Source organism: Streptomyces sp. NPDC006655, assembly GCF_040703965.1.
Classification (GTDB): Bacteria; Actinomycetota; Actinomycetes; order Streptomycetales; family Streptomycetaceae; genus Streptomyces.
This window is the reverse complement of record NZ_JBEYJU010000164.1, coordinates 1-11,191: the sequence shown is the minus strand read 5'-3', so window position 1 is coordinate 11,191 and position 11,191 is coordinate 1. Positions and strand designations below refer to the sequence as shown.

The following is an 11,191-nucleotide window of genomic DNA, read 5'->3' as shown; positions in this document are numbered from 1 at the left end:
AGGGGCGGTGCGGCTGCGCGGACCGCCTGGGACAGGGAGGTGTCCAGACTCAGCGCGCTGGCCCGCAGGTCCTCGGGGGTGGCCGCGGACAGCTGGGCGCGCATGCCGCCGGGTGCTCCGGATCCGGTGGCGCCGGCGAGCGCCGCCAGGACGATCAGGACGGCGGCGGGTGTGCGTCCCGCGGTGACGGCGAGCGCGATGTAGCTGATGGCGTTGGCGGTCAGGCTCCAGCGCAGGACGGGTACGAAGGGCCGGGTGTCGAACCACCGGCCCAGCATCGGTGCCGCGGCGGCTTCACCGAGGGCGTAGACGGCTGCCAGGGTGCCGCCGAGGGTGAACGAGCCGGCGCTGTAGCCGGCGAAGACCAGGGCGAGGGGCGCCATGACGACGGGGGCGCGGGCCAGGGCGGCGGTGACGTACCACAGGCGGGTGCCGGGCAGGGCGAGCACGTTGCGGTAACTGGTGCGGGCGGAGGGCACGGTGGTGGTCATGGTGTTCGGTTCTCGGCCTGTGCGTCGACGTGGGAAGCGGACATGGTTTTCCTCCTTTCCCGTGCTGTCCGGGTCAGGCGGCCAGGCGACGCATCTGGTTGAAGCCGTTCTGGCACTGCGTCTCCGCGGTGCCGCCGGCGGTACGACGGGGCCGATGGCGTCGATGGGGACGAGCGGACCCAGCCGCCGAAGTACGTGCCGATCACCGTGACGTCGGCGTACGTCACCTCGTGGCGCCCGTCGCCCCGGTGACCTTGCGACCCCAGTGGATGGTGCCGTCGGGGACGCGGAGGCGCGGGGCCCTCTGCCCGTGGTCTGTCCGGAGCCGTGATCACGTGGCGGGGAAACGGGTTGAAGGGGTGATCACCGGGCTGCTAGCTTGCAGTTGACCGTGACACCGCCCGAGGAGGTGAGACCCGTGAACGCTGTATCGACGTGGGTGCTCCCCCTTCCCATCACGGCCGGCGGTTGACGTAGCTGTCGCCGGGAGCGCCTCAACAACAAGGCACTCCCGAAAGGCAACAGCTATGCATTCTCTGCAGTTCACCGCCGAGTCGGCGTCGAACGGCATGGTCGAGCGCGACTTCACCGTGGACGGTGTCCCGGGCGTTCTCTGGTCGCCGGCCTCCCATGCGGCCGATCGCGCGCCCCTGGTCCTTATGGGCCACGGCGGCGGCAACCACAAGAAGCACCCGGCGATGTCCGGCCGCGCCCAGCGCCTCGTGTCCGGCTGTGGCTTCCACGTCGCCGTAATCGACGCGCCCGGTCACGGTGACCGGCCGCGCACGGCGCACGACGAGGCGGAAATCGCCGAGCTGTTCCGGGCACGGGCAGTCGGCGAGCCGGAAGGCCCGATCGTCGTGCGCTACAACGCCCACCTGGCGGAGCTCGCCGTGCCCGAGTACCGGGCGACCCTGGATGCCCTCCAGGAACTTCCGGAGATCGGCACCGGCGGGCCGGTCGGCTTCTGGGGCATCAACATGGGCACCGCGATCGGCATACCGTTCGTGGCGATCGAACCCAGGATCACCGCCGCGGTCTTCGGTCAGCACTGGCCCGATGTCCTGGCCGAGAAGGCGAAGCAGATCGCCATCCCGATCGAGTTCGACCTGCAGTGGGACGACGAGCACATCTCGCGCGAGGAGGGTCTCGCGCTGTTCGACGCCTTCGCCTCGAAGGAGAAGTCGTTGCACGTGAACTCGGGCAAGCACAAGGAGCTGCCCCGGTTCGAGGCCGACAGCGCGGTCCGGTTCTTCGCCCGGCACCTCGCCGGAGCGGTCACCGCGTCGGCCTGACGTGCGCGGTTGCGGCGTCCGGCCTGCCCGCCGGGCGCCGCAACCGCGGCCCCCGGGCGAGGCCGCGTATCCAGATGACTGGCCGCTGCGACGGCTTCTCCTGCTGGACGCCCTGGCCGACTCCGCCGACCTGCTGCTCAGCAGGGCGAGGGCACCGTGTGTGCCGCAGACAGACGGGCATGGTATGCGGCGAACCGCTGCGCACCGCCCTAGCGATCCGTACCGGTGTTGCCGTCGTCGTTCGACGAGTCACGCTGTTTCCTCTCGCCCGGAGCGGATGCGTCCCCCTCCCCGTCCAGCAGCTCCAGGAGCGCAGCATCTGCCCTCTTCTGGTCTTCCTTCGTCAGTTCGATGGGCGCGTTGTCGTAGACGGTGTACCGATCGGGATCGACGATGTTGGCAGCCCTCAAGGTGAAAGTCAGCAGAGGGCGCCACCCCTTGCGGTGGCCGACCCTCATTTGTATCTGTGCCTGGTAGTCACGGGCCTCCGGGGCGAATCCGGAAAACGGTGCCTCGAACTCGAGGAAGAGCTGTTGCGCTTCCCTGCCGCCCACCACGAACCCGGCCGGCAGCTTCGCTTCCTCGTGTGGCCCCGGCCGGAGACTGGACGGAGAGGACACCCACAGGAGCGGCAGATGCGAGGCGGGCTCGTCAGGGAAGGTCAGGATCAGGTCTTGGACCACTATGGGCTTGGGGCCGGTGTTGTGCAGGACGAGCGGGAGCCGCAGGCGCGCCATGGAACCGTGCACGATCGCCGCGAAGGAATGAGGCTCCCACGCCTTCAGGCGTCCCTGCCTGGCGTTGAGCCACCAGAACGACGCGACGGTGAAGACCAGTGCACAGGACGAGACGACACTGGCGCCTGTGAGTGACGAGGACGCGATCTGATCCGCCGCGACCATCAGCGGAAACACAGATTCAGTCTGCCAGCCCCGCCGCGGGCTCGCTAACAGGACGAGTGGCCGCCGAGACGGGTCACAGGTCGGCAAGGAGCACGAGGTACCAGCCCGATACCGGCCAGGCCGCCGCACAGCGGTACGACCGGGCCGATGCGACGGTTGCACTGGGCCGCATGGCGACGTCAGCCCCGCCCAGGAACCGCTTCGAGCGACGCCGTCTTGAGACCCGCCAGGCGCTCGTCCGCGCGGCCCGGCAGATCCTCGCGCAGACCGGGGACACGAGCGCGAGCATTCAGGCCATCGCCGAGCGCGCCGACGTGGGCTTCGGGTCCTTCTCCCACCGCTTCGAGTCGAAGACGGAGCTGTTCGACGCGGCGGTGACGGACGCGTTGGAGGAGTTCGGGCAGGTCGTCGACGAGCGCGTGGCAGGCGTCGACGACCCGAGCGAACTGGTCGCGGTCGGCTTCCGGCTGACCGCCCGGATGGCCGACGCGCACCCGGAACTCATGCGGATCCTGCGCGACCGCGGCCTGTCCGCCCTCGGTGGTGCTCCGCCGGCGGCGACGAGGAACGCGGTTGCCGCGGCCTGATCGGTGGGGTCCGCGCACGGGCCTGCGGCGTTCTTCTCGGCGAGGGCCAGCACGAGTGCTTCCAGTGCTTGGGCGAGAGATGCTGTCGAGACTCGCGTCCGGGTCCTCCCGCAGTTGCCGAAAGCAGTGGGCGCCGGTGCTCCCTCACGCACCGGCGCCCCTCACCCCTGCCCGGGGTGGCTTGTCGTCCTGCTGACGAGGGTCAGGGGACGAGGATGAGGCGGATCGGGTCGCCGATCTTGTTCTCCAGTCGGTGGAGGGCGTCGGCGGCCTCGACGAGCGGGATGTGGTCGGTGATGGAGGGGGCCAGGTCGAGGCGTCCGGCCGCGGTCAGCTGCACCAGCTCGGAGACGGACTCGGGGAAGCCGCCGTAGTGGCCGCGCACCTGCTTCTGCAGGTAGTTGAAGGTCAGGCCCTCGGTGATGGTCAGCGGCCGGGGTGTGATGCCCACCAGGATCAGGGAGCCGCCCAGGCCGAGCACGGAGGCGGCCTGGTCACGGACGGCGGGGACGCCGGCGCAGTCGAAGGCGAAGTCGAGGCCGCGTCCGCCGGTGGCCGCGCGGACCTGGTCGGCGAAGTCGGGGGCGGCCGGGTCCAGGGCGTAGTCGGCGCCGAAGGCCAGGGCGCGTTCGCGGGCGCCGGCCAGCGGGTCGACGGCGATGATCGGGGCGGCGCCGACCAGGCGGGCGAGGCGTACGTTGTGTGCGCCGACTCCGCCCACGCCCCAGACGCCGACGGACTGGGCGGCACGGACGCCCGCGGTGGCGACGACGGCGGCGTAGGGGGTGGAGACCGCGTCGGGGATGATCGCGGCCTGGTCGAAGGGGAGGCTGTCGGGGATGGGGATGAGGGTGTCCTCGCGGGCGATCACGTACTCGGCCCAGCCGCCGTCGTAGTCGATGCCGGCGGTGAGCATCTGGGTGCAGGGGCGGCGGCGCACGCATCCGGCGCACGTGCCGCAGGTCTTGCCGGCCTCGAGGGTGACGCGGGTGCCGACGGGCAGGCCGCGCTTGAGGTCGGGGCCGAGGGTGTGGATCACACCGGAGACCTCGTGGCCGACGGTGATGGTGTCGGAGGTGGCGAACAGCGGGACGAGGGAGCCGTCGAGCAGGTGGACGTCGGAGAGGCAGACGCCGGCGGCCTTCACCTCGAGTAGTCCCGGACATGGGCCAGCGGCGTCTTGTCGATCTGCTTGAAGAACCGCGTCTCGTCGCTGACCTCGGCCACCAGGTCGGGGTCATAGACGAAGACCTGCTCGATACCGGCGATGTCCATGCCGTAGATGCCCTCGGGGAACTGCTTGGACAGTTCGGCGAAGTACCCGAACGGGTTGGTGTCGGGGATCTGCGGCGTGTGGCCGAGCAGGGGGACCCCTCGTGGGGACCGGATGGGGCGAAGGTCGTTCGCGGAGTGCGTGGCCATGTCGTGCTCCTCCGCGGAGGGGGTGGAGGGGGGCAAGGGCGCGCCGCGTGGGTCGATGCCGTGGCGCCGTACGGAAACATACGCCGTATGGAATTGGAACCGTACGCGGTATGGAAAGTCGAGCGCAACCCCGGAAGTCCAGGTCGGACTGTGGTGAAGCTCATTCCATACTCTGTACGGAACTGCTACCGTACGAGGTATGGAAAAGAAGGTGAGACGTCCTCCGCGGGGAACGAGGAAGAGAGACGTGCCTCTGACGGAGGCCGGGATCTATGCCGCCGCCCTGCGGCTCATCGACGCCGACGGGGTCGAGGCGCTCACCATGCGCAAACTCGCCACCGAGCTCGACGCGAACCCGATGTCGCTGTACCACCACGTGCCGAACAAGGAAGCGGTGCTGCGCGGCGTGACGAGAATGGTCGGAGCGCAGTTCCGCACCGTGCCCCTGGAGGACGCTCCCTGGCAGGAGCGGATCCGTCTGCTCTCCACGGACTTCCGGACCCTGGCGCACCGTCACCCCAAGCTGCTGGCCTACTCGTTCAGCCACCAGCCGGACTTCATCCAGCCCAACGACCCGTTCTGGACCACCCTCACCGCCGTCGTGGCCGCTGCCGGTGTGCCGCGGTCAGAGGTCACGGAGGTCGCCGCGCTGATGGTGGCCGTCGTCATCGGTGTCCTCACCGCGGAACTCAACGGCGCTCTCCACCAGTGGTCGACCCTCACGTCCCACGGCCCTGAAGCCGACGAAGACGGGGCCGCGGACCCAGGCCCTGGCTCTACGAGTGCGGCTCCCGAAGGCCCTGACCAGGACCACATGTTCCGTCTGGTGATGGACACACTGATCACGGGCCTGGAGGGCCGCCTCACCGCCGGTCGTGACGGCCGGCACGCCCGGCCATCGAGCCAGTCGGCCTGAGGCGCGCCCGCAGTCGGGCGACAGCCGCTACAGGTCAGCCGTGTGCCGACGCCGACCCGCGAAACGACCATGGTCGTCGGCTTGTTCCTGGGCTCCCGCCCGTGAGCGCCGAGTGTCGCCGTGTGCCGGCTGAGGCCGACCTGGTCGTCACCTCCCTCCTCTACCGCCGGGGCGAGGGTGCGTGAACAGGGTCTTTGCGGCTCTTTGCGGCTCCCCTCCCTTGCTCGAGGGATGCGCCATAGTGGCAGCGGCTCGGGTTCTACCAGCGGAAGGTGTACCAGGTGGAAGATCGAACAGATCCGCGTCTCTTGCGCAGCCGTGAGGCCATGGTCGCGGCGGCCACCGCGTTGCTCACGGAAGGGGGACTGGAGGCCGTGACACATCAAACGGTTGCGACTCGTGCCGGCGTGGGCAGGGCAACCGTCTACCGGCACTGGCCGAGCCTTCTCGACCTCCGCCTGGCCGCGCTGGAGGCCGGCATGCCCCCGCTGCCTCCGGTCCCCGAGGAGCTTCGGGCCGCTTCGGGCAACGATCCGCGAGCGGAGCTCACTTACCGTCTGAACGTGCTCGCCGAGCGGTGGGACGACGAGCAATCGGGGGCCGTCCTCGCCGCGGTCCTCGGGGGCTCACGGCACGACGAAGGTATGCGCCGCCTCCGGGATTCACTGCTGAACCAGATCGCCGACGCCCTGCGTCCCGCGGTCACCAGAGCCGTGGAACGCGGCCAGCTCCGGCCCGACGTCACCCCCGAGACATTCGCCATGGCCACCGCCGGGCCGCTGTTCTTCGAGCGCTTCTTCGTCGGGAACCACCTGGGACGCGACACCGTGAACGCCGTCGTGGACGCCGCAATGCGAGGTTGGTCCTAGGTGTATCGGCTTGCGGCCGCGAAGCGAGCCAGGCCGTCCGTCCGACAAGGTCCCCGCCCTTCGATTCCTCGGAGCGGGTCACGCCTTACTTCCCCACGCTTCGCCGACCACGGTGGGCGACGGCGGCGCCAGAAGGTGCCCGTGTTCGGCGGATCAAGCCGTTGATCACAGTCGCAGAGGGCTCAAGGAGCGGCGTAGGTGTGGAGCAGGTCGAGGAGGGTTCGGCGTAGCTGCTCGCGCGTGAGCCGGTGCGGGGCTGCTGCGGTGAGCTGGTTGAAGAGTATGCCGTCGAGGAGGGCCACGAACGCGTTCGCGTGTGCCGCCGGCGCGGGGGAGCCCGCGGCGGCGAGCATGTTCTCGGCTATGGCCCGGTGGCGACTGCCCGCGGCGTGCAGGGGCGCGCTGATCTCGGGGCGTCGGGGTGCTTCCAGAGCCAACTCGTAGCGCGCCAGCATGCGTTCGCGCCCACCGGTGGTCCAGTGCTCGATGAGGCCCGCAGTGGCTTCGGCGATCTGGTCGATGCCGGCGGGCCCGGTGAGGGCGGGACGCTCGTCGATCTCGGCGATGTCCAGTTCGGCCAGACGCTCGACGGCGGCTTGCAGGAGCTCTTGGCGCGTGCGGAAGTGGTACGAGCACGAACCCGTCGGGACCTCGGCGGTCTGGTCGACCGCGCGGTGGGTGAGTCCGCGCATACCGGAACGGGCCAGGGTGCGGATCGCGGCGTCAGCCAGCTGTTGGCGCCGGAGCATGGTGTGGGTCACCAGTTTCCCTTCGCGGCCGGACCTGGGGCTCTACAAGTGTAGAGTCTCCGGGCGTCCACTACAGATGTAGAGGGAGAGGGCGATGGGCAAGGCAGCACACGCCGACGGTGCCGGGCAACGCTCCGCGATCGTGGTCGGCGCCGGGATCGGCGGTCTGGCGGCCGGCGTCGCGCTGGCTCGGCGCGGCCGGCAGGTGAAGGTACTGGAGCGCGCCGCCACCTTCGGCGAAGTGGGGGCGGGGCTGTCGCTCTGGCCCAACGGGATGCGCGCGCTGGGCGTGGGAGGCCATGTCCGCGAGCAGGCATTGGTGGAGAGGCGCTGGAGGACGCGGTCACGCTGGCTCTGCTCCTGGACACCCATGCCGACGCGGAGACGGCGCTGGCGGCCTACGACCGGTGCCGACGCCCTCGCACCCAGCTGATCGCCCGTCGCTCGCACCGGATCGGCGTCGCCGCTCAGTGGCACTCGAAGCCCGCCACCGCCATGCGCGACCTACTGCTCCGCCTCACCCCCGATTCGACCGTCCTCAACGCGCTCACCCCGATCCTCGGCTGGCAGCCACCCGGCCGCGACAATCTCGTCGCGACGCACGTCGACTGACACCCGCAGAGGCGGCGATGCCCAAAGAGCGGCAACCGAACCGAACACACATGCCCGTGAGGTCCCTGTCGGAGACGGAGAAGAGGATGCAAGCACGGATGGCCGACGTGTACCGCGTCGCAGGCGGCGGCCACCAGGCGATGGTCGCCATGGAAGAGTTCCTGCAGGGCAGCGGCGTCCCCCGGCACATCCTGGAACGTGTCGGGCTGCGGAGCGGGCAGACCAACGGGTGCGCCACGTGTGTGGATCTGCATGCGCACCGGGCCCATGAGGCAGGCGAAGGGCTCGAGCGGCTGTGGGCCGTGGCGGCCTGGCGTGAGGCCCCGTTCTTCACCGACCAGGAACGTGCGGCTCTGGCCCTGACGGAAGCGGTCACCCGCATCGCCGACAATCCCGAAGGCGTACCCGACGACGTCTGGGATCAGGCCGCCGAGCACTTCGACGCGTCGAGTCTGGCGGCACTGGCGATGGCGATCGCCTCAGCCAACGCGTGGAACCGCATCAACGTCGCCACCCGACGGATCGCCGGCTCCGCTCGCTGAATCCGTCACGGCAAGCCCTCGGATGGGCGCCGGATGCACCACGCTTCACCGTGCTCGCTCACCCCCCCATGGCGATGCCGCAGGCAGACAGGGGGCGACGACCCCCGCTGTGTGTCCGTCGGGACGGTACGTCAGAGCCCGGCGAGCCGGTCCACCAGCAGTTCCGTCCTCCGTTCGGTTTCCTCCGGCGGCAGTGGTCTCGCCCGGGTGAGGGTCGCGAGGCCGTGCAGCGCCGCCCAGAACACCTCGGTGAACAGACGGCACCGATGACTTCGCGCTTGCCGCGGAAGTGGCTGTGGAGGACGCGCCGGCTGTACTCGATGCGTATCGGCGGCACACTTATGAATCTAGCACTGCTAGACAATCGAGCGGTGGCAGCAGTAGCGTCATCTCCGCGGCTAGCAACGCTAGATTCTGGAGGGGGCATCATGCTCAACGCAGTTGAGGTCGTTACCACGGTGGTCGTCGGCCTGATGGTGGGGGTGGAGTTCTCCGTCGCCTTCGTCATCAACCGGATTCTCGACGCCCTCCCCGGCGGCGCCGGCCAACTCGGCCGAAGCCATGGCGGCCGGATGCTCGGCGCCGTGATGCCGGTCTGGTACATCGGCTCGGTCGTCCTCTGCGCGGTCTGGGCCGTCGCCGGGCGGCACCACGAGGGCACCGGCCTGGTCGTCGCCGGCGCCGCGCTGCTGATGGTCAGCGTGATCATGTCGATCCTGCTGCTCGTCCCGATCAACAACCGGGGCAAGACGTGGACCCCCGAGAACCGGCCGGAGGACTGGAGGGAGCAGATGAACCGCTGGGACCGCTGGCACTATGTCCGCGTCGCCGTCCTCATCGGCGCCTTCGCCCTGCTGGTCGCCGCCCTCGCCTGAGTGATTCGGACGACAGAACCCAGGCCGAAGTGCCGGCCGCGCGGGAACCGTCAGCGCAAGGGTGAGTCGGAGGTGGGCGTCAGCGCGGTCTCGGTGACGCCGACGATCTGGCCGAGATCGAAGCCCTCCATGTCGGCGCTGAATTCCGGGCCGGCCAGGTACGCCAGCAGCCGTTCCTGCGCGTCGTCGCCGTCCCTGTAGGAGACGAGGGCGTACAGCTGGGGCATCTCACTTCCGAAAGCCGCAGGCTCCGTCCAGATGCCGTGCGTGGTGATCCGGTACTTCGCCATACCGGGGATGTGCTTGGACCAGATGTTCTCGTAGGCGACGAGCGCCTCCGGGCCGCACAGCGTGTAGACACGGAGCTGGTACTGGGACATGGACACTCGTTCCTTTTCTGTCTGAGCGTGGATGGTCAGTGGTCAGCTTTGCGAGAGAAGGCGCGCCAGTTCGACATCCCAGTCGATGCGCCCGGCCTCGGTGCCCCGTGGCACCAGAGCCTCCGTGCGCTCCAGGAATGCCTTGACGTCCTGCACGGGAACCTCGAGCAGGGCGGTGCCCGCGCGAGACCGGAGAGAGATGTACATCGCCTGGTCGCCACTGCCGACGGCCGACCAGATCCGGACGTCCCCACGACCTGCGGAACCTGTCAGCCCATCGGCCAGGAGATCACGCCCCAGGACCCATTCGACCGGCTCGTCGCTGTGAGAGAAGAAGGCGGCACGGACGACATAGGGATCGGCGGGCTCGTACTGCAGACGCACACACAGGGGGAGCGGGTAGGCGCGCGAGACGACGAGCTGCGCGGTCAGTCCTTGAACCACGGTCCTCAGAGACTCCATCGGTATTCACTCCAAGGCATCCCCTGCCTCGGTTGCGTCCTGCCGGTTCCGGCAGCGAAAAGGCATCGGAGGAAGAGGGGTTGTAGCAGGATCGGGCGCCGGTCGGTATCGGCAAGAGGAACAGATTTCACTCGATCGCCCGCCCGGGCGGCGGTCAGGGGACCACTGATCCTTGACCAGCGGTCGCATCCCTGCCGCCGGCAGGCATCAGGGCAAGGGGTACGCGGCCCATGGGCACAAGCCGTACCTGTCTCACTGGTTACCGGGGTTCCGGTCGTAGTGGTCCCGATCGTAGTGGTCCCGGCCGAGGTGGTCCCGGCCGAGGTGGTCCCGGTCGACGCGGTACTGGTCGCGGTGGTCCCCGTCCCGCCCGTCGCGCTCGTAGCGGTTCGAGTCGTGCCGGTACGACCTGTCGGACTTCCACCCGCGCCCCTCGCCGTCCCAGCGGTAACAGCGGCCGTCGCGGCTGTACCGGGACGAGTCGGTGACACGGTCGTCGTGGTGCCAGCCACGGTTTGCGTCCCAGCAGTAGCCCTGCTCGATCAGGTAGCCGACGCCGTGGTCCCAACGGTGGTCGGCGGCGTCGGTGCCGACGGCTGACCGCTGTACGTGCACGGATGCGGGAGTCGCGGCCGAAGCGGTGCCCCCGGCACCCACAACGGCGACACCCGCGACAGCCACGGAGGAAACAGCGGCAGCGATCCGCCTGGTGAGCTTCTTCATGATCGTTCCTTTCGGTCTGGCGTTGTCCGGTCAAACAGTTCCATACGCTGTATGGAATCGCCCTGCCAGGATAACCATACGGCGTATGGAAATGGTGGGGGTGGCGACAGTGACTCGGGTCACCCGGACGAGCTGACCGCAGGGCGCGACGCCACGGCCGTGCCTACTACCGCGTGGGGCGGGTATGCGATGAGCACCGTCAATGTGCTCCGCCAGGTCGTCCTGAGTCATTCGAAAGGCGAGAACGACGGAGCCGGGGGGGGGGGGGGGGCCGGCCCCCCCCGCGGCGGTGGGGCAGGGAAAACACGGTACTGCCCGAAACACACCAAGGGTATGTGGTTGGGGGGTTTTGGTGTTTATGATGGG

Annotated in this window: 12 protein-coding genes and 4 pseudogenes; 7 read left to right on the top strand and 9 right to left on the bottom strand. The window is 69.3% G+C overall.

The features are described from left to right. Positions 1-491: pseudogene (locus AB0958_RS42710) on the bottom strand (hypothetical protein); the annotation flags it as partial. 527 nt (positions 492-1,018) lie between these two features. On the opposite strand from AB0958_RS42710, the gene AB0958_RS42705 reads away from it, so the two are divergent. Next, complete coding sequence (locus AB0958_RS42705) at positions 1,019-1,786, top strand: alpha/beta hydrolase (protein WP_366895889.1); 768 nt, start codon at positions 1,019-1,021, stop codon at positions 1,784-1,786. Positions 1,787-1,995: 209 nt separating this feature from the next. Here the strand turns inward: AB0958_RS42705 and AB0958_RS42700 are convergent, their stop codons facing one another. Next, the gene (locus AB0958_RS42700) at positions 1,996-2,700 is read right to left on the bottom strand and encodes a hypothetical protein (RefSeq protein WP_366895888.1); all 705 of its coding nucleotides are present in this window, start codon (positions 2,698-2,700) and stop codon (positions 1,996-1,998) included. Between the two features lie 158 nt (positions 2,701-2,858). On the opposite strand from AB0958_RS42700, the pseudogene AB0958_RS42695 reads away from it, so the two are divergent. After that, positions 2,859-3,218 (top strand): annotated as a pseudogene (locus AB0958_RS42695) (TetR/AcrR family transcriptional regulator); the annotation flags it as partial. A 259-nt stretch (positions 3,219-3,477) separates the two neighbouring features. Here the strand turns inward: AB0958_RS42695 and AB0958_RS42690 are convergent. Beyond that, positions 3,478-4,437 (bottom strand): annotated as a pseudogene (locus AB0958_RS42690) (zinc-binding dehydrogenase); the annotation flags it as partial. Then, positions 4,419-4,697, bottom strand: a complete 279-nt coding sequence (locus AB0958_RS42685) for a hypothetical protein (protein ID WP_366895887.1) — start codon at positions 4,695-4,697, stop codon at positions 4,419-4,421. The pseudogene AB0958_RS42690 and the gene AB0958_RS42685, both read right to left, overlap by 19 nt. Before the next feature lie 247 nt (positions 4,698-4,944). Here AB0958_RS42685 and AB0958_RS42680 point away from each other — a divergent pair, with 247 nt between their 5' ends. Continuing rightward, entirely contained in the window at positions 4,945-5,613 is a 669-nt protein-coding gene (locus AB0958_RS42680; protein ID WP_366895886.1) for a TetR/AcrR family transcriptional regulator, read from the top strand. A gap of 326 nt (positions 5,614-5,939) precedes the next feature. Beyond that, complete coding sequence (locus AB0958_RS42675; RefSeq protein WP_366895890.1) at positions 5,940-6,482, top strand: TetR/AcrR family transcriptional regulator; 543 nt, start codon at positions 5,940-5,942, stop codon at positions 6,480-6,482. A gap of 182 nt (positions 6,483-6,664) precedes the next feature. On the opposite strand, the gene AB0958_RS42670 is transcribed toward AB0958_RS42675, so the two are convergent. Further along, positions 6,665-7,243, bottom strand: a complete 579-nt coding sequence (locus AB0958_RS42670; protein WP_366895885.1) for a TetR family transcriptional regulator — start codon at positions 7,241-7,243, stop codon at positions 6,665-6,667. Between the two features lie 82 nt (positions 7,244-7,325). On the opposite strand from AB0958_RS42670, the gene AB0958_RS42665 reads away from it, so the two are divergent. Next, the gene (locus AB0958_RS42665; RefSeq protein ID WP_366895884.1) at positions 7,326-7,664 is read left to right on the top strand and encodes an FAD-dependent oxidoreductase; all 339 of its coding nucleotides are present in this window, start codon (positions 7,326-7,328) and stop codon (positions 7,662-7,664) included. A 277-nt stretch (positions 7,665-7,941) separates the two neighbouring features. Further along, positions 7,942-8,385 carry a carboxymuconolactone decarboxylase family protein gene (locus AB0958_RS42660; protein WP_366895883.1) on the top strand — a complete coding sequence of 148 codons (444 nt, stop codon included), beginning with the start codon at positions 7,942-7,944 and terminating at the stop codon, positions 8,383-8,385. 131 nt (positions 8,386-8,516) lie between these two features. Here AB0958_RS42660 and AB0958_RS42655 read toward each other — a convergent pair. Beyond that, positions 8,517-8,710, bottom strand: a pseudogene (locus AB0958_RS42655) (hypothetical protein); the annotation flags it as partial. 103 nt (positions 8,711-8,813) lie between these two features. Here AB0958_RS42655 and AB0958_RS42650 point away from each other — a divergent pair. Continuing rightward, positions 8,814-9,260: a DUF1772 domain-containing protein gene (locus tag AB0958_RS42650; protein ID WP_366895882.1), complete on the top strand. Its 447-nt coding sequence runs from the start codon at positions 8,814-8,816 to the stop codon at positions 9,258-9,260. Between the two features lie 50 nt (positions 9,261-9,310). Here AB0958_RS42650 and AB0958_RS42645 read toward each other — a convergent pair whose 3' ends face one another. From AB0958_RS42645 to AB0958_RS42635, 3 genes are all read right to left on the bottom strand, one after another. Next, positions 9,311-9,640: an NIPSNAP family protein gene (locus AB0958_RS42645; protein WP_366895881.1), complete on the bottom strand. Its 330-nt coding sequence runs from the start codon at positions 9,638-9,640 to the stop codon at positions 9,311-9,313. A gap of 42 nt (positions 9,641-9,682) precedes the next feature. Continuing rightward, entirely contained in the window at positions 9,683-10,084 is a 402-nt protein-coding gene (locus AB0958_RS42640; RefSeq protein ID WP_366895880.1) for an SsgA family sporulation/cell division regulator, read from the bottom strand. A 270-nt stretch (positions 10,085-10,354) separates the two neighbouring features. After that, positions 10,355-10,825, bottom strand: coding sequence for a hypothetical protein (locus AB0958_RS42635; RefSeq protein ID WP_366895879.1), 471 nt, complete (start codon positions 10,823-10,825; stop codon positions 10,355-10,357). Between the last annotated feature and the right edge of the window lie 366 nt (positions 10,826-11,191).